This window comes from Vibrio sp. 1F255, assembly GCF_041439145.1.
GTDB classification, from domain to species: Bacteria; Pseudomonadota; Gammaproteobacteria; order Enterobacterales; family Vibrionaceae; genus Vibrio; species Vibrio crassostreae_C.
The window spans coordinates 51,517-75,330 of the sequence record NZ_JBGONQ010000017.1 but is presented as its reverse complement, the minus strand read 5'-3'; the positions used below and the strand labels follow the sequence as shown (position 1 = coordinate 75,330).

Sequence of the window (23,814 nt, the reverse complement as noted above, 5' to 3'; positions counted from 1 at the left end):
ATTAAAACTCCTCCATTAGGTAGGCCAATTTGTTGTCTAGAAGAGGCAGAGACTCATCAACGAACATAAATAGAAGATCACAACGGATGGACGTGCCGTCTATGTTGTAGCTGACTTCGAACGTCATGGTCTTTTTAAATGAGCCGCTGGTATTTTCAATCACCGAATCAATCGAGATGTGTTGACCTAGCAGCACAGGAGAGCTCTGGAAGAAACGAACTTCTGATTGCTCCCCTAACCCATTCAAGAAAGAGCCGACTAAGATGTTCGATACATCCATCAACAACTCTAATTCTTCTAGCTGCTCGCTTTCTGTTGGCACCTTCATGAGCTTCTTAAGATCGCTCACACTGGAATCACTCAACAAAACTAGCGCTTCACCTGCAATGCCTTCTCCACTAAAGCCTTGGCAAACACCCGACACTTGGTCGTTATCCGCTAGGTCACGAAGTGCCATGTGCAATTCACTCACTTCGAAGATGTTAACGTTCGGCAGCGGTAGGTGAACAAACACATTAAAGTGACGAGCCAGTGCATCAGCGGCACGGCCTATCGCTACGTTCGCGACTTCCATATAGATATCGCGTCTGCGAAGTATTGGCAGTTCTAAAGCGGTTGGGGTAATGATTTGAGGTTGTTTTGGCGGCTCGACATGCTCACGTAAAATGGCTTTTAGCGCTTCTTTATCGATCGGCTTTTGCAAAAATGCTTTGGCGCCAAGATCCAGCACCTTCTGTTGTGCTTTTGGTTGTATGTCACCAGAAACAACGACAACTGGCGTGGTATCGCCTAAACGTTGCATCTCTTCCAATGTGTCATAGCCGTCTAATTCCGGCATGGTTAGGTCGAGGAACATCAATTTGAATTGGTTTTTAGCGAGCTCTTCAAGTGCATTAAGCCCATGAACAGCAAAAGTTATATCTGCATTTAGAGAACTAGGCAGTGACCGAGCCATCTGCTTCCTTGCTAACGCAGAATCATCACATATAAGAACTGGGAACGACATAAATGCACCACTGACAAATTAAAGCTAATTCGAACGAGTGTAACAGAACATTATGGTATCAGGTACGGGGTGAATGGATTTATGTGCAGATTATTAGTAAGAATGATGAAACAGGTGGGTAAGCTATTATTTCGCATTATTCTTCATGAAAAACAATATGCTACAAAGGTAATAGCCAATCCTTGCTGTTGAGTAATAGCACTATTATATTTAACAGCAGCCTTAACAAGCGGGTTTATTAAGGCTCGACTGACTCATTCATTGAACGGCTTTATGTAACCATGATAGAGAGCTATCCAACAAAGCTAATGCAAGAGAACTAGAACTGATATGAAGGCCATAAAATCAGTAATGCGAAACGTATGATCACAGCAAATACCAACAACGCGATCCCCAGGCGATACCATTTGTATTCGGCGATGTTCATTGGGATACGCTTGTAGAACATCGTAATCACGCCTTTCCAATCGCTACTGCGTCTTCCGTACTGCATCATGCTCGTCAAAACAAACAGTGCGCCAAGCACTAACATTCCTTTTTCAGCCCAGAACAATCCAACTTCCATTTGTGTATTCCTTGATAAAACGGTGAGCAACTCAAATCATTCTAGTCACCTTTTAGCTCGGTTTCTGTAAGACCAAGGTCTAAATTACGAAGTACGCAATTTAGGGCTTATAGGTCATTGTTGGTAATTGATAGTTCTCGGTCAGCAATACAACGTTTATCGTTCAAGGTTCCATGGTAAAGGCGAGCATCACAAGCAAATCACGTATAAGCATGATTCGACAAATCTGGAGATTGGTTGTTCTTTTGAATGACACGCATCAATTGGATAAGCAGCAGAATACCTGTCACGCCTAAGCCAACACCGATTCCGCCCCAAATCCCTGCCAATTCGAACTTAGGCATCAAATACCAAGCCGCAGGCAAGCCAAATACCCAGTAACCGATGGCAGTCATCACGGTTGGCATAGAGACAATCTTCATGCCTCTTAGCAGGTTAATCGCCAGTAGCTGCCAAGCATCAACAATAAAGCACAAAGCAACGACCCAAATCACAGAAGCCAGTAGTGAAGTCATAGCACCCGTGCCATCGTCTAACTTGAAGATAGAAGCGATCATCTCAGGCCATATAATGAACACGGCCGACAACGCCACACTCAACACCGACACCAATATGAAGCTTTGAATCGAGGTTCTTTTTATTCCTTCGTAGTTACCCGCGCCAAAATCACGGCCTACTAAAATTGCGGCAGCTTGCGAGAAACCGAAGTTGAAGTTCCACGTAAAGCTTAAGCATTGCAGCAAGATTTGGTGCAGCGCTAGAGAAGCAATACTGATCGTCCCTGCCATCAAAGTGCCGCCGTAAATAAGGCCATGCTCAAGTAATGCTGCCAAGCCGATAGGTAAACCCATCATTAAAAGCGGGCTCATCAACTTGATTGAATACTCTTCTTTGTTTAACCAAGGGGCGAACTGCTTGAATTCGTCACGTTTGAATACCCAAACCGTGTATCCAACCATCACGATAAATGCCGCGATAGCCGTACCTAGCCCTAAACCTGTTAAACCCATGTCTAATTGGAAGGTTAAGAAGTAGCTGACTGGCACATTCAGAATTACGGTGATAATAGACATCACCAGAATAGAACGCACATTGCCAAACGCGCTAGTTAAGCCGCGAAGCACCAATAAGATAAGCGAAGGCAACATCACCCACTTCAAAGCATGGACATATTCCATAGCTAAAGTGATCACTTCTGGCGGCTGTTTGGCTGCTTCTAATACCAACGGAGCAAACCAGAAGCTGGCCATTAAGGTCACACTGAGCACGAATGCCAACATGGTTGCGCCTTTCACAGCCAATCTGATTTGAGTATTACCAAACTCAGGGCGAGCTACGCGCTGACCATAAGCAATCGCAATCAAGTTCGCGACACAACCCACGGTGCTGCTCGCAATAATGAAGATGAAAAAGTAGATTGAGGCACCTAAGCCACCAGCCGCAAGGGCTGACACACTGATACGCGACATCATCCAAACATCAGTAAGGACTAAAGCCATAGAGATCAGCTGTGAAATGATCAAAGGGAATGCAAGAGTGAGTATTTTTTTCATGAGCGCCTCAGGTAATTTCGCCCAAAATACGATCGATGAGGCTAGCGTTCAATTGATAAATTTGCGACTCTAACATTCCATAAACTCATGCGAACGAATTATGACCCCATATCCTAGCTTGCCATCATCACATAATGGCTTAAAAGCCTTTGAAGCTGCCGCAAGGCTGATGAGCTTTACTCTGGCTGCCGAAGAGCTGCATGTGACACAAAGTGCGATCAGCCGACAGATCAAACAGCTTGAAGATGAGTTAAACGCATCACTGGTTATTCGTAAGCATCGAGCCATAGAATTAACGGTACAAGGTCATGATTTGTATGTCGCTTTGCGAGAAAGCTACGGTAATATCGAAGCTGTTATCGCCTCTTGGAGTGAGCCCAAGCAGAAGCGTATCGTGATCAAAGCGACTCTGAGTTTCGCGACGCGAGTATTGATCTCCAAAGTTCGGGAATTAAACGAGCGTTATCAAGATCATGAGATAGTCATTGTTCCTGTGATTGAGGAAGACGAATCGATTAATAGTAGTGAGTATGATCTACTGATCTTCCACACGCGTTTCAAAAAACGCTATGACAAGGCACCTGACATTACCTTCTTGCGTGAAGAGTTCATGGCGCCGGTTTGCTCTACTAGTTTAACCACCAAAGACACCGACCTTGATTCAATCTTAACCTTGCCAAGGCTGCATCCAACCTTAGATCATCACGACTGGAAAGTGTGGCTGGCCGATGTTGAATTCCCACCAAAGAAACCTGTCAGAAATACCAGCTTCTTGTCTTTAGATATGGCGCTCAGTGCCTGTCTATCCGGTGAAGGGGTTACGGTCACGGATCTGTTGTTAGTTCAACAAGATCTCCAACGAGGCTTCTTGTACTGCCCTAGAAATGCAAAAATCCAACACAGTGCTTGGACTTACTTCATGCACCAGCGTAGTCACACGCCTATCATCAACGACCTTATTGAATGGCTTAGAGAAGAGACAACAAAAGAGATCGAGTTGCTGAAAGTACTCGCACAGCAATATCAATGGTTTGGTGTAATAGAACAGGACAAAGACTTTGGTCGGCTCTTCTAAACTAAGTTATGATTCCTGTTCCCTCAACCGATTGATATTTTTATGTCTTCTTTCTCTTTTTCACAAATCCCTGTTGGGGTTCGATTCATGATCCTCTCCGCTTTTGGATTCGCACTGATGTCAGCTTGTGTGAAATACATCAGCAATTATGGCATTCCTGTATTCGAAATCGTTGCAGCAAGAGCGTTGGTGTCTTTGATCATCAGCTACATCGACGTAAAACGAAAAGGCATTTCGATCTGGGGTAATAACAAACCTTTGTTGTTTGTTCGTGGCGCAGTAGGTACTGCAGCACTGATGTGTGTTTACTACGCTGTGACCACTTTGCCATTAGCCGAAGCGACCATTCTACAATACGTTCATCCTGTATTTACCGCCCTACTTGGCGTGTTATTTCTGAAAGAACGCGTCCAAAAATCGACCATGATCTGCATTGCGTTCTGCCTAGCTGGGCTATTAGTGATGGTACAACCAAGTATGAACAGTGGCGCGAGCAGCGAGTTACCGCTATTTAGCATTATGGTGGCGTTATGTGGCGCATTTGGTAGCTCAATTGCTTATGTGATTGTGAGAAAACTTAGCCAAACGGAAGATAGCTCAGTCATCATCTTCTACTTCCCATTGGTTGCGCTACCAATCTCAACAGCTCTTATCTGGAACGACTTTGTATGGCCTAGCCTATTCCTAACCATGATGCTTGTGCTCGTCGGGATTTTCACACAAATAGGACAATACGGTTTAACCAAAGCAATGCAAACCCAGGCAGCAGGTAAAGCTTCAGCTTACTCATACGTGCAGATCGTCTTCTCAGCGCTATTAGGTGTGTGGATCTTTAATGAAATTCCATCGGTTTGGACTTATCTAGGCGGTGGTCTGATTGTGACTGGCGCGCTGATTAATGTGTTTGGCAAACAACTGTTGGTGCCTTTTAAGGCTAAATAAACAACCCAACAACTGAGCTAAACATCAGCTAAATAATCAGCTATTGCATAGACCTAAAAAGGGCATTGCGGATTATTCCACAATGCCCTTTTCTATAAATGTTCTCTAGCGCGCTTTCATTCAGCTAACCAACTTTAACAAAGCGGCGTATTACGTAACTAACTCGTGGCATTTCGTAACTTAGGATCATCACTCAAATACTCAACAAACTCGATTTCAAAGCCTGCAGGATCCACAAAGTAGACATTTTTTCGATAAGGTTCTTCAGCGCCGGGTTTGGCAATTGGGAAGCCCGCATCAACAAGGCGCTGAGTGACACTTTCGATATTATTGGTCACATAAGCGAAGTGCGCGAGGCCAACAGAATGCCCAGCCAAATCTCTATTTTCACCTTCACCGTGATCACTTATTGCTATGTATTGGTACTCGTCGCCAAAATGCAGCCAGTTACGTGGCTTACCTGACCACTCCCCTTTTCCCTCATCACGGACATACCAATGAGGGAACGCCGCTTTATAGAAAGCCAGCATTTCTGGGATATCTTTTACCACTAAATTCACATGTTCAAGTTGGATCATTCTTCTCTCCTTAAAGTATTCTCGTAAGCAACGTTGCATATCCTAATACCTCAAGTTAAGTTGAGGTAAAGCACTAATTTGCATTTATTTCGAGAACGTCTTTAGAGCCCAAATTGTCGTATTTGATGCGATATAAGCTTTAAGTTTAGACGACCTAATCCAATGTGACTCAACTCAACCACAAGAGTTAGCAAACCCATGGTGTATCACTGAGATAAGACGACCCAACAACTGCTTCTTGCTCAATATATACACACATTAATATCCCCTTATTGACTGATACATCAAGTTACAATTCGATTTCATATTAGCCAACAACACTGATCTGGGTTAATAAACTAGTTTCACAATAACCTTATTTTTGTTGGGGTCAGATAATTAATAAAAAGGAAGTTAAAGTGAAAAAATTATTAGCACTTGGTATCGCAGCGGTAATCTCGGCTCCAGCAGTAGCCGACCACAACACAATCAATGGTATGGATTTTGGTCCACTCGCAAAGTTAGTCGGCACATGGAAATCAGTCGAAACTGGCGGCGTTGATATTTCTCCAGGCCAAGAAGGCACAGAAGTGGGTGCAGGTGGTCCCGCGGTTACACCATTCTATGAAGTAATGACGTTTGAGGTTGCGGCAGATGCAACCAATGCCAGCGATCAATATCTGGTTGCTCTGTACTACAAACAAGAAGTATTCAGAAAGGCCGACGACTCTAAGTTCCACGATCAACGTGGCTACTTCATCTACGACCAAAAAAATCAGGTCGTCTACAACTCTTACTGCGTACCACGCACCACATGTGTCACCGCAGAAGGCCCTGCTGGCGATACAATGACGTTAGTTGCGTCAAAGCGTGGCATCGCTGAGTCTGAATACATGACGGACAACGCAACCACCACAGGCTTCACGATGAACATTAGCATTTCAGACGATACGCTGACGTACTCTCAAACAACAGGCTTAGAGATCTACGACAACGCATTTGCTCATACAGATTCAAGCACTCTAGTTAAAGTGAAGTAGATTCAAATACAAACGCCTTTCACAGCGAAGTGAAAGGCGTTTTTCTGTTGTACTTGTAACAACAAACAAGTTTAACTAGATTGTGTATCAACCTTGGCGTAACGGTTGGCTAGCACTGCACAGTAAAAGATCTGAATCGGGTGATAAAGCATGATTGGCAGTAATATCATCCCTAGATTAGGGTTGTGAGCAAAGATCACCTTAGCCATAGGAATACCTGCCGCTAAGGTCTTCTTAGTACCACAGAATACTGCCGCGACTTCATCTTGATGATTGAATCCAACCTTTCGGGCACTCCATTGAATGCCGTGTACCATCACCATCAATACCACTAAACAAATCACCGCTGACAGCAACAACAGCATTGGTGAAAAGTCGCTCCAAATACCGTGTTCAATAGAGTCACAGAAAGCACTGTAGACGATCAGAAGTATCACGTATTTATCTAACTTATTGACCACTGACTTGTGTTTCTGAGTCCATTCAAAAAGTAACGGGCGCATCAACTGGCCGACAATCATTGGCAATAGCAGCATTTTAGATATAGAGATCACCGATTCCATCAGGTTTAGCTCTGCACCTTCCAACCCCATAAAGAGCTGGATCAGTAGAGGCGTAATGAACACGCCTAAAATACTAGAAAGTGATGCATTGAATATCGCACCCGGTAGGTTTCCTTTTCCAATCACCGTCATCGCGACCGAAGACGAAATCGTACTCGGTAATACGAAGAGGTAACAGAAACCAAAGGCCAGAGCTGCTGGCATATAAGCGACAAAGCCTTGCCCGAATATCACCCAAAGCAGTGGGTAAACTAAGAATGTCGCGCTTTGTACAAAAACATGCAGCTTCCAATTCGAAAGCCCCTCAAGAATGGCTTTGGGAGACAAACCCAAACCGTGTAAGAAAAACACCAAAGCGATGCCAAGAACAGTCACCGTATCGAGATGAAGTACCCCACCCGATTTGCCCCAATCCGGCGTAAAAACAGCAACGACCATAGCCACCACCATCCCTACAAGAAACCATTCCTTTTTCAGTTTTTCTATCATGTTGACACGCACTTTCTGTAGATTCCATTTCAGCCAATAACAAGGCTCCGACGCTATTTATCCTATCGACTCTAATTTTAATTAACCACCATAAACGTAAATTAAGCTTGTCTTTATCTTGAGGGTTAACATCGTTATTAAGTTTGTTACACCCGTTTTGCTCAGGATTAATCGGATGTATGGAATGACGATGAAAATATTAGAAAACAGAGGTTTATCGAGAAGATAAGATCACTTTCAGTGATCGGAACACAAAGGCAAGCCGTAGGGACAGCAATCAAACAGTAACAAATTTAGATACCAATATTCAGCCTATTACCAATAACTACTCAGCGGGAGCAAAACATGGACAACAGAATCACCATTATTGAGTTTCTCAGAGTGTTTGAGTGCATTCGCACCTCTGGCGAGCAACTGGACAATAAATATCAAGTGGGCGAAATGGCGGCTTGGCATGATTATGATGGTTATACCTGTTGGCTAAGCTATAAAGACGTAACAGTGACGCTGATGTTTCATGGTTCATTGAAAATCGAGTACGACAATGCTTCAAATTATTCTGAATTTATTGAGCGTTGTCTGGGTATGCTTGCCACTGAACCTTCTCCATAAAACGCGAACAGACTAACGGCTAACGGCTAACGGCTAACGGAGACAATCATGAACGAAACGGCTTCATTGCTTAAGCGAAGACACCCTTTGTGGCTAGTAATCAGCCTCTCTTTTTTATGGTCTCAAGTATCTGTAGCAGGCATAGGTATGATTGACTTTACACAACCGAACGAACATAAGAATTGGACAGCGACCAACGACAATGTGATGGGCGGCATCTCAACAGGCGAGCTTGTTTACGAAGGCGAGACGAGTCAATTTAAGGGCGAGCTATCGTTAGAAAACAATGGTGGTTTCAGTTCTGTAAAGCGCTCCATTGAATCACCAGCCCATGAAATAGATAGCGCAGAGCTAGTTTTCGTTGGTGATGGTCCCACCTACCAACTGAGGTTTACAACATCAAAAGACGGCAATCGAGTTCAATACAAACACGATTTCGATACCATTAAGGGAGAGCAATTTAGCAAGGTGTTCCACTTCGATGATTTTCAAGCGGTGTTCAGAGGTCGACTACTGAACGATACGCCGGAACTTAGGGCACAAGACATCAAACAAATCGGCTTTTTGATTGCAGACAAACAGGCATCGCCTTTTGAGCTAAACCTAATACAGCTTCACTTCAAAACATCGCAACCTATCATATCACCAGAAGCTAATTAAACTGACTAAACTGAAAACAAACAAAAGCCCCTGATACCTTTTGACTAGCAATCAGATATCAGGGGCTTCTTCTATTTAAACCGTCAACAATTCAAAACAACGGCGGATTAAAACATCAGCAATTAGTATTTGATAGCTGTTTTACCAATCGAGGCACTGCTTTCAATACGTTGGTGTGCATCTTTGATTGTATCCACACTAAAGCCATTTAGGGTCGTGGTTAGCGTCGTTTTAATACGGCCCGCATCAATCAGGTTCGCAGCTTGGAATAAGATGTCTTGCTGCTTCTGGATATCTTCAGTGTTAAACAGTGAACGTGTAAACATCAGTTCCCAAACAAAGCCTGCTGATTTACCTTGCAGCGCTGATAAGTCAATGCCACCGTCAAACTCTACGATCGAACTGATCATGCCTTGCGGTGCAATCAGCTCAACCATCGCATCCCAGTGCCCTTTGGTATCAGCAACATTGAAGATGTAGTCGACATGTTGAATGCCTTGCTCTCGCACTGACTCGACAAGGTTACGGTGGTTCACCACATAGTCCGCCCCCATATCCCTTACCCATTGTTCCGTTTCAGGTCTTGAAGCTGTAGCGATAACATTCAGGTTGGTCAGTTGCTTAGCCAGTTGAATCGTAATTGAACCAACACCGCCTGCGCCACCAATGATCAGGATAGACTTTTTCTCTTCAGGACGAACACGCAGGCGGTCAAACAACGCTTCCCATGCAGTTAGTGTTGCTAGTGGCATAACGGCTGCAGCTTCATCAGAAAGGCTCTTAGGCGCTTTAGCGGTAATACGGTAGTCCACAGCTTGGAATTCTGCGTTAGCACCCATACGTGTTACGTCACCCGCATAGTACACACGGTCACCGACTTCGAAGCCTTCAACGTCAGCACCTTTGCCAACAACTTCGCCGACTGCGTCATAGCCCAGCACTTTTGGCTGCTCAAGAGTTTTGTCTTTAGCATTACGAATACGAATTTTGGCGTCAGCAGGGTTGATAGAAGTCGCGCTTACTTTTACCAGCAAGTCATTATTTTTTAGTTCTGGCAGACTCGTTTCAAACTCAAATAAACTGTCTTGCTCTGTAATCGCAAGTGATTGAGTAAATCCGATAGCTTTCATTTTTGATGGTACTGACATTGTGCTTTCTCCTTGAATTAGACGAGTTAATCTTAGTCAATTCTCACTCTAGATAAACCGCCTAATATTTGAATAATTATCAAATGATTTTTGATAATAAGATGTATATGCGCAGGAAAAATACTAAGATTAGCAATTTGAAAATGCCTAATTTATGGGTAACCGAACAACCGATTCAAGGTTCAGAACAGGGAAACGAAATGCTTCTTGAAGACTTACAGGTCATTTTGAAAGTGGCAGAATTTCGCAGTATCACCGCTGCAGCCACCAACCTAGATATGCGCACTGCCACAGCAAGTGCAGCAGTAAAACGTGTTGAAGCGGCACTCGGTGCAGAGTTGTTTGTTAGAACCACACGCCACCTTAGGCTCTCTTCAGCAGGCGAGCGTTATTTACCGGAATGCGAACAAGCCTTAAAGATGTTGGAGCAAGCGAAACTCAACATGCGCGAAGAGCTTGGTATTGTTGACGGTGAAATTCGCATCGCGCTTTCTTCTGATCTAGGGCGAAACCTAATCACACCTTGGTTAGATGAGTTCTTGCTTGAATATCCAAAGGCGACGCTTCGCACTAGCATCAGTGATAGCAATATCGACTTCTACCGAGATTCCGTCGATATGGCGCTGCGTTACGGCTCCCCGACCGATGCCAACATGTATGGTTTCAAGATATGCGATGTGCCGAGGATATTGTGTGCGGCTCCTGAATACTTGGCTGAAATGGGCACACCAAAACACCCGAGTGATTTAGCACAACACAATGGTTTGCTTTACCAACTCCATGACATGCTGCAAGACGAGTGGGTGTTTAACGACGGTACTCAAGATCATAAAGTGAAACTAAAAGGAAATCGCGCTTCGAACGACGCAGACCTTGTGAGACGTTGGTGTATAGCAGGTAAAGGAGTGGCAATAAAATCTTGTTTAGACATGTCACCTCATCTGCTTTCAGGTGAAGTGGTTAAAGTTATGCCTGAGTTTAAGCCGACCCCTACCGAGCTCTGGTTAGTGTGTCCAAGTCGTCAATCCATCACCCCTACTGTGCGACTACTGAGAGATCTATTCCGCGATAAAACTGCGGAGATCCTTTCGCAACTGAGCAAACAAGGCATTATAGGAAGCACAACATCTTAAGAGTGAATGCCGATTAAAGATAAGAAACAGAGAGACAAAAAAGGCGTTGGCGAACTTCAATTCGCTAACGCCTTTCATCATCAGAACATCATAGCTGCATGATGAACCTTAATAAGAGTACTTAGTTTAATAACCTTAATACAAGAGTTTAGTTTGACTCGCCTTCAACAACGTCACAACCTGCACAGCACTGAAGAGCAATTTCATGTTCGAAGGTGATGGTGTCTTCGCCTTCTTCCAGTAGCTCTGCGATTTCATCCGCGACTTCTTTCTCATCATCCGCTTCAATTTCGCTTGCTAGCTCTTCTTCTGAATAACCGAAGAAGTTCAGTAGTAAATACTCACGCGCTTCATCTTTCGTACAAACCACGTCCGCTGAAAGATCAGGAGTAACCTCGCCTTGTGCAAGTGTTGCTGTCACTTGTGCGATAGCATCGTCTTTCATCGCAGGCGTTAACCAACCAAGATCAGTACTTACTGTCGTTTTTTTACAGTCGAAGCAAGGCAGTTGGTGAAAGTAGTATTGAAAGGTAGTCATAGGTAAATTCTTCTTTAAATGTTGTATAGCGAGATTATGCGCGTTTTGTAGCAAAATACTATCTCAATCACAACCTGAAACCGCTTCGTTCTAAGTATTTTTTCAAGCTCCGCGCAAGCTGATGTGATCATCCTATAAAAGCGCTGTTTTGCGCATGCTTACTCAGCTTTACGCTTGTTTATATTTGTACGGGTAATATATGCCTCATCAAATAATAAGCGTGGTACCTCACAATTGCTTTGGCTCTTGCTTAGTTTCGTCGTTCCAGCTATCAGCTATGAGTTCACGGCTTACTTAACTACTTAGCTACTTAGCTACTTAGCTCGGATTTGTTTGAAATAGCTTTGTTTTCAATTAACTTACTTGCACTTGGCTTATTTTGAACCACGCTTATTTAAATCACCCATTTAGGATACCCAATCAATGATCATCAAAAAATATCAAGCCCTTGCCCTTTCATCGGTTGCTTTGCTCGCTACAGGCTGCTCACCATCATCAGATACGCCTTCGGTCAGCAACATCAGTGATTACCAAGGCTCAGCGAGTATTACTCAGGGTGTGGCGACCACCGTTGAATCGAATCTCTTTGAGTGTGCAAACGGACGTAGCCGAGTGGCGGGCGTTGGGGAAATTACGGACTCAGAAGGAAAGGTTTGGACGGTTCCAGCCAAGAACAACTTTGCGACAGGGCCAAAAGCCTTTGATCTTTATGAAGAGTGCTCAAACACCACACCAAGCAGCCTAGCCGAAGTCGATCAAAGCTCTGTACCTGTAGCGATAGTGGATCAAGACGGTGAGGAAATAACAGGCTATATTTTTGCCGATAACTATTTCGAACTTTATATCAACGGCAAGTTAATCGCGGTAGACACCGTTCCTTTCACACCGTTTAACTCAAACATCGTCAAATTTAAGGTGAAGAAGCCTTACACGATTGCCGTGAAAGTGATTGATTGGGAAGAAAACCTAGGTCTTGGCAGCGAAGATAACCGCGGAAAGGCATACCACGCTGGTGATGGTGGCTTTATCGCGAGCTTTAGTGACGGGACCGTGACAGGACCAGAATGGCAAGCACAAACCTTTTATACCTCACCGATTTATGACCTGACTTGTTTGAGTGAAGTGGACGGGAAGCGTCTTTCTGAAAGCTGCACCACGGAAGGAACTGACCACGGTCAAGATGCCTACGCCGCTCATTGGGAAACACCAACCAACTGGATGAACCAAGAGTTCGATTCAACATCTTGGCCTCAAGCATCAGTATATTCAGAAGACGATATTGGCGTGAACAATAAAAAAGCGTACATGAACTTTATCGAAAAATTCAGTGGTGCTGGCGCAAGCTTTATCTGGTCGACAAATGTCGTTCTCGATAATGAAGTGCTACTGAGATACGAAGTTAAGTAGCTTTATTCCTTTGTAAGCAAGCCCAGTCACAAGTATGACTGGGCTTACTACTCAAACAACTTGCTGGTGTTTCTAATTCACAGCGAACCTGATCATAATCTTGAGTCGTTTCATTACGACGAAGTTTGCGAAGTCTTGCTTGCTCCACGTGACTTAGCTTTGTAATTGTGTAACCAGCAACAAAACAACCCGATACACAAACCCCAAAATGCACTGCCGATCCCCAGTAAATTAGTACCAGAAGCAGTGAATAAGAAAGTAAGCAGTGCAGGCTCTCGATAGTGGGTGTCTGCCATCGAAACAGCTAAACAATTCATCAAGGTCGGCATCACCGCTAAGCCAGCAACCGCAATGACAATCTCGGAGGGCACAGCGCTAAACAGCGACACAAATGACATCCCCATCACGCCAGCTAACAAGTAAAACCCGCCCATACAGATCCCCGCCATATAACGTGTCTTTGGATTGCCATCCGCATTCGGGCCCATGCAAATAGCGCCCGTAATCGCAGCAAGGTTATACGCAAAGCCACCAAACGGCGCGAAGATCAAACCTATCACCCCAGTGGTGGTAATGATCTTCGATGAATCGACCTGGTATCCGTTCGCTTTTAGAACCGCAAATCCCGGCAAGTTCTGTGAAGCCATCGTCACTATAAACAATGGGATACCTACACTGAACAACGAAAAGAACTCAAAATCGGGCGTAATGAACATCGGGGTCGTTAATCCCATAGTTACCTGACTGACATCGAGTTTGCCAAACCCCACACACATAACCAGTGCGATAATGAAAATACTTGGGATCAGTAAATTACCTAACCGCGCTTTCGCCAGAATAAATACAGCGAGCATGACCGCTACGACTTGTGCCTCTTCCATTAACGACGTGAACAAACCCAAACCGAATTGCAATAGGATCCCCGCGAGCATCGCAGAGGCAATCGATGTTGGGATCTGTTTTAGGACTTTCTCAAATATCCCCGCTAATCCAACTAACGTGATCAACATCGAACTGAACAAAAACACGGCCACAGCCTGATTCATTGTCAGCCCTTCAAGAGATGTGATTAACAACGCCGCTCCAGGCGTCGACCACGCTGTAACCACAGGCTTCTTGTAATGAAACGAAAGCAGTATTGTGGTTACGCCCATGCCAATTCCCAACGCCCAAAACCATGACGCCACTTGTTCTTCAGTTGCTCCAGCACTCATTGCCGCTTGGAAAATAATCGCCGCGGCGCTCGCATAACCAATGAAAACAGCGATAAAGCCGGTACTGACGTGAGAAAATTTTAGCTTAGTCATGTTAATTTATTCCTGTGTGCGTTATAACGTCCATAGACTGAACTTAGCACCCGTGCGCTATAACGCACAACTAATTTTTGAAAAACTTGTAGAGAAAATATGCAAACAGAAATTAAAGTCGGCGTTAACTTGAAACGCCTTCGCCAAGAAAAAGGCTGGAGCTTAGACAAAACAGCGAAAGAAACTGGCGTGAGCAAAGCAATGCTAGGACAAATTGAACGTGGAGAATCCAGCCCGACAGTCGCTAAGCTTTGGCAGATAGCTTCTGGGTTCGAGGTGTCACTTTCGAGCTTTATCGCGGCTAGCCCAAACAGTGAACTGACGAGTTTATTCAGAGATGCAAACGAACTAAGGCATGAAGAATACAACATTGGCTTTTTCGTCAGTTTGTTGTTTCCTTTTGAGGAAGCACTAGGATTTGAAATATTCGAACTCACCCTAGCACCCGATTACCAGCATGAATCCGCCCCACATAACGCAGGCGTCACTGAGCACATCTTATGCATTTCAGGAGAGATGGCCGTGATGTTTGATGATGAGTGGCATACGTTACGCGCAGGACAAGCCGTTCGCTTCAATGCCAACCAGACCCATGCCTACAAAAATATCGGTGAAGGAAACGCCGTATTTCATAATGTGATTCACTACCCTAATAACAAGCAATAGTGCCGGATTTGGTGCTAACGGATGTTTAGCTCTAACCGGATGTTCAGCGCTAACGAAAGAGCTGGCAGACCACTGGCTGTTACTAACTTAAAGCGACTATACGTTGACGACCATGCTGCCATCTTCGGCTTGATAACGAGCCCATAGTTGAGAGAGGTTTTCTTTATTAAGCTGTATCTCTTTTTCTTTCAGAAACGTTTCGTTGTGCAGCTTCGAATACGAGCGCTCAGCAAGGTCACAGCTAAATGTAACGATGGTTTTCCCTTTCCCCATTCTAGCCGCAGCGTATAGCGCACCTGCTACGTTCAACGACGAACTGCTTCCTAGAAGAATACCGTCATGTTCCGCAACAAGGCGGGATATCGTCACCAAATCCTGATCGGGAAGCGTGATGGCACGATTGATTTTTGCCTGCCTGAAATTTTCAACCGTTCGCATGATCCCTATGCCTTCCGTGAACGAACTTCCCGTTGATTGATAGTGTCCATTACGTAGAAACGAATAAATGCCGGACCCATTTGGGTCAACTAACCAAGTTTCGAGATTGGGTTGCTGCTCAGATAGATAGTGTGAGTTTCCGGCAATGGTTCCACCCGTCCCCACCACTGAAACTAGAGCATCAATATTCCCCTGTGTTTGCTGCCAGATCTCAGGTCCAGTATTTAAATAGTGCGCTCGATAATTACTGAGATTTTCAAACTGATCTGCCCAGCAATAACTCTCATTTTCGACACCAATCCGCTTAGCCGTGTGGTAAAAATGTTTCTAAAAGAGAAAAAACCGGTGACCTCGTTGATGTAACTGAAATGACCAAATTAACCAACTTATTTCAAGACAGTATCGAAGGTCGGTTTCAAGCAGGTGAAGAACAGCAAGACCCTGAGATGTTTAAAAAGTCCGAACTGATGTTTATGTCAGGGGAAGAGTTACCTCGATGCTGGACAGATCCAAACTACCGCTCAGGGACTAAATAACCTTAGCGCTTCCAGAGCACCCGATGAGTCGCAATTTAAGCTCTGTTCTAAAACTGTTTCACGATCGCCTTGTAGGCTATCCCCCTGTTAAAACATTCAGACGCATCTTTACTAGACACAAAAAGCGAGCCACTTGGGCTCGCTTTTGATTGTCTTTTTCTTGCTTAGACTTCAGTTCAGATTACAGAAGTTCTACCGACTGTTGAGCAATCACGAATTCTTCGTTGGTTGGCAAGCTATTATAATCGCACCTATTAACACGGGTTTGGACAAAAGCGAGTTACGGAAAATCGGTGCGTTAGCTATCAATGAATAACTACGAGTATGGCAAAAATCACTTAACTTAATGTCCAGTATTGATGATGCAGATCAGGCAGCCTCTTTTCGCTCAATTAAGTATCGTTCCACACGTTCCCTTTACGCCCTAACTGGTTAAAATTTGATAGTGCCATCTATACTGCCAGATGGGACTAACCTGCTGTTATGTATACAGTACATTGGTCAATCATGGTATGTTTAACCATTAATTCAATTTTGGGCTCTTATGAAAGAATCAACAGTAACATTGATAGTTCTAGTTTTCCTGATGTTAGTTAGCTTTTATGGAGGTATGGCAACTAACGCCTCTGATCTCACATCATGGGAGTTCTTGAAGGACGTTTCAACGATTGCTGCTGGAACCGCGACTGTTGTTGCTTCCTTTGTTGCATTGTTCGCTCTACGTTCATGGAAAAAGTCCGCTTCGCAAAAACTAATAACTGACACGGTTGTTGAAATAGAAGAGCGTATAATCAGGCTTTATTTTGAATGTAGTCGCTTGAGAGAAGCAAGCAGTCTTGCCGATGAAGTAGATGCTGAAAACTACAAACGAATTATCATTCTTTCTACGAAACTTAGACTAAGAGGTTTTAGTCCTCCAGAGCTAGCTTCATTGTTAGAAGCATGTGGGAACGTGACTAGTAAGGTGTTCATTGAAGATGTTGAGATAGACATCAAGGAAATACCTAAACATGACTTAGAAAACCTGCTGAGGTCACTTAAAATATTCATTAGTATATTTGAAGTTTAGACCCATAGATTATTAGACTCTGAATAGCCGCCGAACCAGTAGACACTAAAAATCATTACTAAAATTAGTTCAACTTGAAGCCATCAGATCTCACAATCGGGCAATCTGATAGCTTGGAATGGGGCACTTTCGAGTTAGAAAGTGCCACGGGTAAAAATTCAATCCGAGAAGCTTTTGGACAGAAATCATTTAGACTATTTACTTAAATCGGGAGTCACCGAATTAATTCAGGTATCTAAAACTCCAAGGTCTCACCATCAGCAGGAATAAGGACTTTATCTGACAAACCGTTTTTATCAATTGCTTCTTTAAGAATTGGTCGAGTCACTGCACAGTGATTGAGTGCCTCCATATGGTTCGCAACCACCTTATTAGGGGAAAGGCGAATAAACTCCATGACCTCATCAATAGACATCAATAACGGTTGACCAACGTCCATACGAGCACGACCTGCCGCGACTACGGTGATATCAGGTTTCAACTCAGTCAACGCTCGTTTTACATCATCGGTTAGAACTGTATCACCGCTAATGTAAATAGAAGGCTCATTGGGGAGCTCCAAGAAAAATCCAACACCATTAGCCATTACCTTGTGAATCCATCCATGGCCGTGCAAAGCCGGAACCGCGGTGAGCTTTCCGTCTAGAAAGTCGATAGTTTGCCAGTCTTCAATTCCCCAATTTACCGTTAAGTCATATTTTTCTAGGTAAGCCTTATCTTTGGCTGGTGTCGCAACTGGGATATTACGACTTGTTAAAAACGTCTCACCTGCCGGATCTAGGTGATCTCCATGTTGTAATGCCTTGATACCAAGTGTTTGACTGTGAGTAATTAAGGTATGAGTAACCTTGTTTAGTAGCTCATCGGCATTACTTGGCATCTCAACGGTTGGATTTTTCGCGGCCTTAGCCTTAATGACTGAAAACGGAGGCATAGAGCCTTTTTTCCCCAACATAGGATCAATAAGGATAAATTTTTCGCCAGATTCAATAATAAATGTTGCGCTACGTAGGTGGTGGATCTTCATAATGCCTCTCTAAACTCACTAACAAGCCATGTTCTCTATGAGATTTAGTATGCTTCTTTCTAGTTTCTTGTGATACTGTCTTGAAAGTCAACATTCGCGCAAATCGAGACACTTGTGAACAAATCAACCGAGCTAATTAAAATTACGATGGTAGCCTTTGAAGGCATCAGTGCTTTTCATCTCTCTGTGCCTTGTCTGGTGTTTCAAGATATCTTTTTCGGTCAGCCGGTTCGGTTTGACTTGAGGATCTGTTGCGAAAACAGCTTGCAGTTTGAAACAAGCTCTGGATTTGGTGTGGTGATCGATAGAGATTTGAGCGCTATTAAAGAGGCGGATATTGTGATTGTTCCAAGCTGGCCAAATGACCTGCCAGAGCCAAGTGAGCGACTTATAGAGGCGCTAATAGAGCATCATGGGGAAGGTAAGCTACTAGTAGGACTCTGCCTCGGGTCTTATGTACTTGCATGTGCTGGCGTTCTCGATGGAAAACGTGCCACAAGCCATTGGGCGTTTTCCGAACAATTTCAGCAGCAATTTCCTAAGGTGGATTTTGACCCAAACCCTCTATTTGTTGAACATGAGACTATCATTACCTCAGCAGGGGTAGCAGCTTCACTCGATTGTTGTCTACATATAGTGCGCCGTTTGTGTGGTAGTGAGCTTGCGAATGATCTCGCACGTAAGATGGTGACTGCGCCATCTCGTACTGGTGGACAGCAACAGTACATACCTGCACCGATTAGCGTAAAGCCACTCGCAGAAACAAGCATCAGCCTTGTGATTGAGCATGTCGAACAAAACGTCCATCTGCCTCACTCACTAGATGCAGTCGCTGAGCGCTGTGCGATGAGCAAAAGAACCTTCACACGCCAGTTTAAAGCTACCTATGGCTGTACATTTGGTGAATGGTTGCAAAATAAACGCTTGGTGCTCAGCCAACGCCTACTAGAAACCACTAAGTTATCTGTTCCTCAAGTTGCAGAGAAAGCGGGTTTTGGTTCTGACAGCGTATTCAGAAAGCACTTCAAATCGGCTTTTCATGTATCGCCGATTCAGTGGCGCACTACATTCAAGCAATAGTCTTAATTTCATTGAGGGCGATGGGGCTAGATCGTCGCATCTATTACTTTTTGTATCTGAAACCTTGCAAGTTCAATTCTAGGCGTTTTTGGGGCATCACAAGCCAGCCCTAACATCACTAGTTTGAAGCTACAAAATGATTTGCCGAAATCAATAGAATGAGTTTTGACTATCTCGCTATAAGGCCACTTAGCGATGGTCTATCCAACATATAAGATCAAAAAAGCGAGCACTAAGCTCGCTTTTAACTATCTGTTTTTGAAAAAATTACAGCAGTTCAACCGACTGCTGGGCGATCACGAATTCTTCGTTGGTTGGGATAACCATTGCTACTGCGTCTAACATTTCAGACTTAGCGATGATCCCTTCAGCACCAAAGCGAGCAGATTCGTTACCTGCTACATCTTCAACGAAACCTAGAATCTTAAGGTTGTTTAAGATCTCACGACGAATTGGTAGAGAGTTCTCACCGATACCACCAGTGAAGATGATACCGTCTAAAGAATCTAGCGTTGCTAGGTAAGAAGCAACGTATTTCGCTACGCGGTAAGTAAACACCTCAAACGCAAGCTTAGCGCCTTCGTGGCCCTCTTCCATTGCTTCTAAGATGCCACGAGCATCGCTCGTAAGACCAGACACGCCAAGGAAGCCAGACTCCTTGTTTAGAGAGTTAAATACTTGCTCTTGTGACCAGCCTTTCTTAAGTAGGTATTCGATGATGCCTGGGTCTAGGTCACCACAACGTGTGCCCATCATTAGGCCTGAAAGTGGTGTGAAGCCCATAGAAGTATCAACACTGTTACCATCTTTAATAGCACATACAGATGCGCCGTTACCTAGGTGAACAGAGATGAAGCCCGATTTTTCGATTGGCTTGTTAACCATCTTCGCAGCTTCACGGCTAACGAAGTAGTGGCTAGTGCCGTGGAAACCGTAGCGACGTACGCCGAAGTCTGTGTATAGCTCTTTTGCGATTGCACCAGTGAATGCACGTTGAGGCATTGTTTGGTGGAAAGCAGTATCAAATACAGCGAACTGAGGTAGAGAAGGGAAAGCTTCAATTGCAGCACGGATACCGATAGCACCTGCTGGGTTATGAAGTGGAGCTAGGTCAGATAGGCTTTCAATTTCGTTCGTTACTTCTTCAGTAATGCGAACCGTTTGAGTGAACTTCTCACCGCCGTGTACGATACGGTGACCGATAGCCACGATATCAGCCGTGAAGCCTAGGTCTTCCATCAGGCCAACCAATTTGCCAATGGCAATTTTGTGGTGGTTATCTTCACCTTGAATGGCAATTTCAGTTTTCTCGCCTTGGAATTTCCAGCTCATACGAGCATCTTCAAGACCAAAACACTCCCCTAGGCCACTTAATACTGCTTCACCAGAAACAGAATCGATTACAGCAAATTTTAGGGATGAACTACCCGAGTTAATAACCAGAACAAACGAATTAGACATTGGATATGGATCCTGTTTCAGTACGAATTGGATGAAGTGTTTACTTCAATTTTAGTTAAGTCCATTATTCAATAATTTTTGAATCTTTCAACTTTTGTTTTGAAAAAATCACTAAATGAACACAATTAAGTTGATCTTGGTCATTAAATTATTTATTTCGAGAGCGGAATTAAAAAATAGTTGAATAAGAAAATTAGTGAACAGGTGACGCAAACGAGTGCTCACGTTATTTTTAACTTGATTCAGTTAATTAAAGCGACTCGAACAAATGCAGGTGATCCGCTTGAAAAACAACCACCCTTCCCTGTCGTCTGCTTATCATTACCGATAACTTTTTGCTCGATTTCTCAATTGCTCAGTGTTTGCATCAAAAAGCTCACTGAAGTTGAGAATAGTGATCTGATCTTATTTTGATTGCCTTCGAGCACAACTCTACGAATAGATGCACTGTAACGACGCTTAGATAGCCTTCACTCTTTGCTTCAGCATCTTGTAGCACGTTCTTTTGGTATAGGCTTAGAACGCGATACAGCTAAGTTTTGGCACTAACATTCGTTCTAGGCGCGATGCTTAGTTTCATGGACGAAGCATAGTTACAGGAACGAAGCTTGATTAAAGTAAGTTAGCTACGAATATCGAGCCAACCAAAGCTTAAGTTCAAATAACAGGCACAAAAAAGCCGAGCATTACGCTCGGCTTTTAAATTCAGTGTCTAGACCTAAAGCGTCTAAGCGACAGGTTGATTAACCTTCGTTGCGCTCTGGACGACGACCACGGTTACCACCGCCATTGCCGTTACCATGGCCACGTTCGCCACGGAAGTTACCACGGTGATCGCCACCACGGTTACGGTCGAAACGACGTTCGCCATCACGTCCGCCAGCAGAGTTACCATCGCGAGCACCATCACGGTTGCCACGGTATCCACCACGACCGCCTTCACGGTTACCACCTTCGCGGTTGCCGCCTTCACGGTTACCACGGTAGCCGCCACCATCACGACCGCCACGGTTGCCACCACGGTTGCCATCACGACCGCCGCCGCCACGACGAGGCTCACGGAAGTCATTGAAATCAACAACTACAGCGCCAGCTTCTTTTTGACGAATGCGAAGTTTGCTTAGCTTACCAGCAGTTTCAGAGTTCATTGCTTTTGGCAGTTGAACGTAAGTAGAACCTTGGTCTAGCTTGATAGCACCGATAGAACCTTTAGTTAGGCCAAGTTCGTTTGCTAGTGCGCCAACGATGTCTTTAACCTGAACGCCTTGCTCACGGCCAACTTGTAGTTGGTAAGTATCCCAATCTTGAGTATTGAAGTTGCGACCACCACCGTCACGGCCGTTGTCACGATCTTCACGACGCTCTTTGCGACGGTTCTTATCACGCTCAATAGCAGCGATCATTGGGTCTTCGCCAACGTAGAATAGTGGGCTCTTACCTTGCTGACGCTTAAGAAGCATTGCAGCTAGAGTAGCAGCATCAACTTCTAGAGACTCTTGAAGAGTAGAGATAAGACCTGCAAAGTTTTCTAGTGCTTTGCTTTCTTTCTCAGTTTCAAGTTCAGCGCCAAGCTTAGCAACACGTGCAGCAGCAACTTGGTCACGTAGAGGAAGTTGAATTTCTTCCATTTGAGACTTAGTTACGCGCTCGATTGTGCGAAGCATGCGAATTTGGTTAGTGCGAACTAGTAGGATCGCTTTACCTTTACGTCCAGCACGGCCAGTACGACCAATACGGTGGATGTAAGATTCAACATCGAATGGGATGTCGTAGTTGAATACGTGAGTGATACGTGGAACATCAAGACCACGAGCTACAACGTCAGTTGCAACTAGGATGTCGATAACACCTTGTTTGATGTGATCAACAGTACGCTCACGTAGAGACTGAGGAATATCACCGTGCAGTGCAGCAGCTTTGAAGCCACGTGCAGATAGCCAATCAGCTAGACGCTCAGTGTCTTGACGAGTACGTACGAATACGATTGACGCGTCAGTTTCTTCGGTTTCTAGAAGACGAGACATTGCTTCGTCTTTTTCTACGCCTTTAACAACCCAGAAGTTCTGCGCTACTTTATCAACTGTGTGGTTAGTACCAGCAACGTCAACTCTAGCCGGGTTACGTAGGTAACGGTCAACAATAGTCTTAACCATTGGAGGCATAGTTGCAGAGAAAAGTACACGTTGTGCAGATTCTGGAGCTTGCTCTAGGATCCAAGTAACGTCATCTACGAAGCCCATTTTCAGCATTTCATCTGCTTCATCAAGAACAAATGTGTGTGCTTCATCTAGGTGTAGACGGTCACGAGTTAGTAAGTCTTTAACACGACCTGGAGTACCAACAACAATGTGAGCACCGCGGCTTAGAGCACGCATTTGGTCAACAATTGAAGCACCACCGTAGATTTCAATAACTTTAAGACCTTTGATATCACGGCCAAGGTTTTTGATTTCCGCAGCAACTTGAATCGCTAGCTCACGAGTAGGAGCCATGATGATTGCTTGTGGTTTGTGTTGGTTCAGGTTGATTTTGTTAAGTAAAGGCAGAGAGAATGCTGCTGTTTTACCAGTACCAGTCTGTGCTTTACCTAGTGCGTCACGGCCTTCAAGAAGAAGAGGAATAGCTGCTGCTTGGATTGGAGTCGGAGAAACGAAACCCATGCTATCAAGAGCTGAAAGAATGTTATCGTTTAGGGCTAATTCATTAAATTGAATTACAGATTCGGACATTGGGATCCCACTATATATAAGTAAACAAAAGGTCCCGGGAGCTCTATCAATTCCAATACTGATCCAATCAGATACTGATTCCATTCAGAGTTACGAAGCAGTAATAAAACACTTCAAGCCATTAGGGACGTCTAAGGGAGGCGGATTATTCCCTAAATGCATAAAAAAATCCAGAAAAAATTGAAATACATCACATATTTTTCGCTTTTACAT

General features: G+C 44.2%; 22 protein-coding genes and 1 pseudogene. 11 read left to right on the top strand and 12 right to left on the bottom strand.

Annotation, left to right across the window (positions count from 1 at the left end; translation table 11 throughout):
• Position 1: 1 nt before the first annotated feature.
• The 3 genes from ACED41_RS11400 to ACED41_RS11390 all read right to left on the bottom strand — a co-directional run bounded on the left by ACED41_RS11400 (position 2) and on the right by ACED41_RS11390 (position 3,124).
• The gene (locus ACED41_RS11400; protein WP_371724981.1) at positions 2-1,006 is read right to left on the bottom strand and encodes a response regulator; all 1,005 of its coding nucleotides are present in this window, start codon (positions 1,004-1,006) and stop codon (positions 2-4) included.
• Positions 1,007-1,325: 319 nt separating this feature from the next.
• Complete coding sequence (locus ACED41_RS11395) at positions 1,326-1,571, bottom strand: hypothetical protein (RefSeq protein WP_010430578.1); 246 nt, start codon at positions 1,569-1,571, stop codon at positions 1,326-1,328.
• A 200-nt stretch (positions 1,572-1,771) separates the two neighbouring features.
• Positions 1,772-3,124, bottom strand: a complete 1,353-nt coding sequence (locus ACED41_RS11390; protein WP_371724980.1) for an MATE family efflux transporter — start codon at positions 3,122-3,124, stop codon at positions 1,772-1,774.
• 100 nt (positions 3,125-3,224) lie between these two features.
• Between ACED41_RS11390 and ACED41_RS11385 the strand changes: the two genes are divergently transcribed.
• Positions 3,225-4,199 (top strand): LysR family transcriptional regulator, encoded by a 975-nt coding sequence (locus ACED41_RS11385; protein WP_017068435.1) that lies wholly within the window; start codon positions 3,225-3,227, stop codon positions 4,197-4,199.
• 42 nt (positions 4,200-4,241) lie between these two features.
• Positions 4,242-5,141, top strand: a complete 900-nt coding sequence (locus tag ACED41_RS11380) for a DMT family transporter (RefSeq protein ID WP_102333930.1) — start codon at positions 4,242-4,244, stop codon at positions 5,139-5,141.
• A 158-nt stretch (positions 5,142-5,299) separates the two neighbouring features.
• On the opposite strand, the gene ACED41_RS11375 is transcribed toward ACED41_RS11380, so the two are convergent.
• Positions 5,300-5,719: a VOC family protein gene (locus ACED41_RS11375; RefSeq protein ID WP_017072063.1), complete on the bottom strand. Its 420-nt coding sequence runs from the start codon at positions 5,717-5,719 to the stop codon at positions 5,300-5,302.
• A gap of 398 nt (positions 5,720-6,117) precedes the next feature.
• Between ACED41_RS11375 and ACED41_RS11370 the strand changes: the two genes are divergently transcribed.
• Positions 6,118-6,738, top strand: coding sequence for a heme-binding beta-barrel domain-containing protein (locus ACED41_RS11370; protein WP_371724979.1), 621 nt, complete (start codon positions 6,118-6,120; stop codon positions 6,736-6,738).
• Between the two features lie 71 nt (positions 6,739-6,809).
• Here the strand turns inward: ACED41_RS11370 and ACED41_RS11365 are convergent, their stop codons facing one another.
• Complete coding sequence (locus tag ACED41_RS11365) at positions 6,810-7,790, bottom strand: bile acid:sodium symporter family protein (RefSeq protein WP_032545880.1); 981 nt, start codon at positions 7,788-7,790, stop codon at positions 6,810-6,812.
• 345 nt (positions 7,791-8,135) lie between these two features.
• Here ACED41_RS11365 and ACED41_RS11360 point away from each other — a divergent pair, with 345 nt between their 5' ends.
• Together ACED41_RS11360 and ACED41_RS11355 are read left to right on the top strand one after the other, a co-directional pair.
• On the top strand, positions 8,136-8,402 hold the full coding sequence (locus tag ACED41_RS11360; RefSeq protein ID WP_371724978.1) for a DUF3081 domain-containing protein: 267 nt from the start codon (positions 8,136-8,138) through the stop codon (positions 8,400-8,402).
• Between the two features lie 48 nt (positions 8,403-8,450).
• Positions 8,451-9,062 carry a CIA30 family protein gene (locus tag ACED41_RS11355; protein WP_371724977.1) on the top strand — a complete coding sequence of 204 codons (612 nt, stop codon included), beginning with the start codon at positions 8,451-8,453 and terminating at the stop codon, positions 9,060-9,062.
• A 122-nt stretch (positions 9,063-9,184) separates the two neighbouring features.
• Here the strand turns inward: ACED41_RS11355 and ACED41_RS11350 are convergent, their stop codons facing one another.
• Positions 9,185-10,210: a zinc-binding alcohol dehydrogenase family protein gene (locus ACED41_RS11350; RefSeq protein ID WP_371724976.1), complete on the bottom strand. Its 1,026-nt coding sequence runs from the start codon at positions 10,208-10,210 to the stop codon at positions 9,185-9,187.
• Positions 10,211-10,410: 200 nt separating this feature from the next.
• Here ACED41_RS11350 and ACED41_RS11345 point away from each other — a divergent pair, with 200 nt between their 5' ends.
• Entirely contained in the window at positions 10,411-11,343 is a 933-nt protein-coding gene (locus ACED41_RS11345; protein ID WP_371724991.1) for a LysR family transcriptional regulator, read from the top strand.
• A gap of 148 nt (positions 11,344-11,491) precedes the next feature.
• Here the strand turns inward: ACED41_RS11345 and ACED41_RS11340 are convergent, their stop codons facing one another.
• Positions 11,492-11,881 carry a hypothetical protein gene (locus ACED41_RS11340; RefSeq protein WP_371724975.1) on the bottom strand — a complete coding sequence of 130 codons (390 nt, stop codon included), beginning with the start codon at positions 11,879-11,881 and terminating at the stop codon, positions 11,492-11,494.
• A gap of 423 nt (positions 11,882-12,304) precedes the next feature.
• Between ACED41_RS11340 and ACED41_RS11335 the strand changes: the two genes are divergently transcribed.
• Positions 12,305-13,288: a hypothetical protein gene (locus ACED41_RS11335; protein ID WP_371724974.1), complete on the top strand. Its 984-nt coding sequence runs from the start codon at positions 12,305-12,307 to the stop codon at positions 13,286-13,288.
• Between the two features lie 113 nt (positions 13,289-13,401).
• Here ACED41_RS11335 and ACED41_RS11330 read toward each other — a convergent pair whose 3' ends face one another.
• On the bottom strand, positions 13,402-14,595 hold the full coding sequence (locus ACED41_RS11330) for a benzoate/H(+) symporter BenE family transporter (RefSeq protein ID WP_371724973.1): 1,194 nt from the start codon (positions 14,593-14,595) through the stop codon (positions 13,402-13,404).
• 99 nt (positions 14,596-14,694) lie between these two features.
• On the opposite strand from ACED41_RS11330, the gene ACED41_RS11325 reads away from it, so the two are divergent.
• Positions 14,695-15,261: a helix-turn-helix domain-containing protein gene (locus ACED41_RS11325; protein WP_050620555.1), complete on the top strand. Its 567-nt coding sequence runs from the start codon at positions 14,695-14,697 to the stop codon at positions 15,259-15,261.
• A 96-nt stretch (positions 15,262-15,357) separates the two neighbouring features.
• On the opposite strand, the pseudogene ACED41_RS11320 reads toward ACED41_RS11325, so the two are convergent.
• Positions 15,358-16,026 (bottom strand): annotated as a pseudogene (locus ACED41_RS11320) (pyridoxal-phosphate dependent enzyme); the annotation flags it as partial.
• Between the two features lie 41 nt (positions 16,027-16,067).
• Between ACED41_RS11320 and ACED41_RS11315 the strand changes: the two are divergent.
• Entirely contained in the window at positions 16,068-16,235 is a 168-nt protein-coding gene (locus tag ACED41_RS11315; RefSeq protein WP_017062447.1) for a hypothetical protein, read from the top strand.
• 544 nt (positions 16,236-16,779) lie between these two features.
• Positions 16,780-17,304 (top strand): hypothetical protein, encoded by a 525-nt coding sequence (locus tag ACED41_RS11310; RefSeq protein ID WP_108111071.1) that lies wholly within the window; start codon positions 16,780-16,782, stop codon positions 17,302-17,304.
• 235 nt (positions 17,305-17,539) lie between these two features.
• Here the strand turns inward: ACED41_RS11310 and ACED41_RS11305 are convergent, their stop codons facing one another.
• On the bottom strand, positions 17,540-18,331 hold the full coding sequence (locus ACED41_RS11305) for an MBL fold metallo-hydrolase (protein ID WP_017068423.1): 792 nt from the start codon (positions 18,329-18,331) through the stop codon (positions 17,540-17,542).
• 114 nt (positions 18,332-18,445) lie between these two features.
• Here ACED41_RS11305 and ACED41_RS11300 point away from each other — a divergent pair, with 114 nt between their 5' ends.
• Positions 18,446-19,411 (top strand): GlxA family transcriptional regulator, encoded by a 966-nt coding sequence (locus tag ACED41_RS11300; RefSeq protein ID WP_371724972.1) that lies wholly within the window; start codon positions 18,446-18,448, stop codon positions 19,409-19,411.
• A gap of 267 nt (positions 19,412-19,678) precedes the next feature.
• Here ACED41_RS11300 and ACED41_RS11295 read toward each other — a convergent pair whose 3' ends face one another.
• Both ACED41_RS11295 and ACED41_RS11290 read right to left on the bottom strand, forming a co-directional pair.
• Positions 19,679-20,872 (bottom strand): acetate/propionate family kinase, encoded by a 1,194-nt coding sequence (locus ACED41_RS11295; RefSeq protein ID WP_371724971.1) that lies wholly within the window; start codon positions 20,870-20,872, stop codon positions 19,679-19,681.
• A gap of 743 nt (positions 20,873-21,615) precedes the next feature.
• Positions 21,616-23,685: a DEAD/DEAH box helicase gene (locus ACED41_RS11290; protein WP_081325397.1), complete on the bottom strand. Its 2,070-nt coding sequence runs from the start codon at positions 23,683-23,685 to the stop codon at positions 21,616-21,618.
• Positions 23,686-23,814 lie beyond the last annotated feature (129 nt).

Coding starts and splice junctions, on each gene's coding strand:
- ACED41_RS11360 (WP_371724978.1), top strand. CDS start 8,136: ATGGACAACAGAATCACCATTATTGAGTTTCTCAGAGTGTTTGAGTGC.
- ACED41_RS11365 (WP_032545880.1), bottom strand. CDS start 7,790: ATGATAGAAAAACTGAAAAAGGAATGGTTTCTTGTAGGGATGGTGGTG.
- ACED41_RS11315 (WP_017062447.1), top strand. CDS start 16,068: ATGACCAAATTAACCAACTTATTTCAAGACAGTATCGAAGGTCGGTTT.
- ACED41_RS11350 (WP_371724976.1), bottom strand. CDS start 10,210: ATGTCAGTACCATCAAAAATGAAAGCTATCGGATTTACTCAATCACTT.
- ACED41_RS11400 (WP_371724981.1), bottom strand. CDS start 1,006: ATGTCGTTCCCAGTTCTTATATGTGATGATTCTGCGTTAGCAAGGAAG.
- ACED41_RS11305 (WP_017068423.1), bottom strand. CDS start 18,331: ATGAAGATCCACCACCTACGTAGCGCAACATTTATTATTGAATCTGGC.
- ACED41_RS11310 (WP_108111071.1), top strand. CDS start 16,780: ATGAAAGAATCAACAGTAACATTGATAGTTCTAGTTTTCCTGATGTTA.
- ACED41_RS11390 (WP_371724980.1), bottom strand. CDS start 3,124: ATGAAAAAAATACTCACTCTTGCATTCCCTTTGATCATTTCACAGCTG.
- ACED41_RS11375 (WP_017072063.1), bottom strand. CDS start 5,719: ATGATCCAACTTGAACATGTGAATTTAGTGGTAAAAGATATCCCAGAA.
- ACED41_RS11385 (WP_017068435.1), top strand. CDS start 3,225: ATGACCCCATATCCTAGCTTGCCATCATCACATAATGGCTTAAAAGCC.
- ACED41_RS11295 (WP_371724971.1), bottom strand. CDS start 20,872: ATGTCTAATTCGTTTGTTCTGGTTATTAACTCGGGTAGTTCATCCCTA.
- ACED41_RS11345 (WP_371724991.1), top strand. CDS start 10,411: ATGCTTCTTGAAGACTTACAGGTCATTTTGAAAGTGGCAGAATTTCGC.
- ACED41_RS11355 (WP_371724977.1), top strand. CDS start 8,451: ATGAACGAAACGGCTTCATTGCTTAAGCGAAGACACCCTTTGTGGCTA.
- ACED41_RS11380 (WP_102333930.1), top strand. CDS start 4,242: ATGTCTTCTTTCTCTTTTTCACAAATCCCTGTTGGGGTTCGATTCATG.
- ACED41_RS11330 (WP_371724973.1), bottom strand. CDS start 14,595: ATGACTAAGCTAAAATTTTCTCACGTCAGTACCGGCTTTATCGCTGTT.
- ACED41_RS11395 (WP_010430578.1), bottom strand. CDS start 1,571: ATGGAAGTTGGATTGTTCTGGGCTGAAAAAGGAATGTTAGTGCTTGGC.
- ACED41_RS11340 (WP_371724975.1), bottom strand. CDS start 11,881: ATGACTACCTTTCAATACTACTTTCACCAACTGCCTTGCTTCGACTGT.
- ACED41_RS11335 (WP_371724974.1), top strand. CDS start 12,305: ATGATCATCAAAAAATATCAAGCCCTTGCCCTTTCATCGGTTGCTTTG.
- ACED41_RS11325 (WP_050620555.1), top strand. CDS start 14,695: ATGCAAACAGAAATTAAAGTCGGCGTTAACTTGAAACGCCTTCGCCAA.
- ACED41_RS11290 (WP_081325397.1), bottom strand. CDS start 23,685: ATGGAATCAGTATCTGATTGGATCAGTATTGGAATTGATAGAGCTCCC.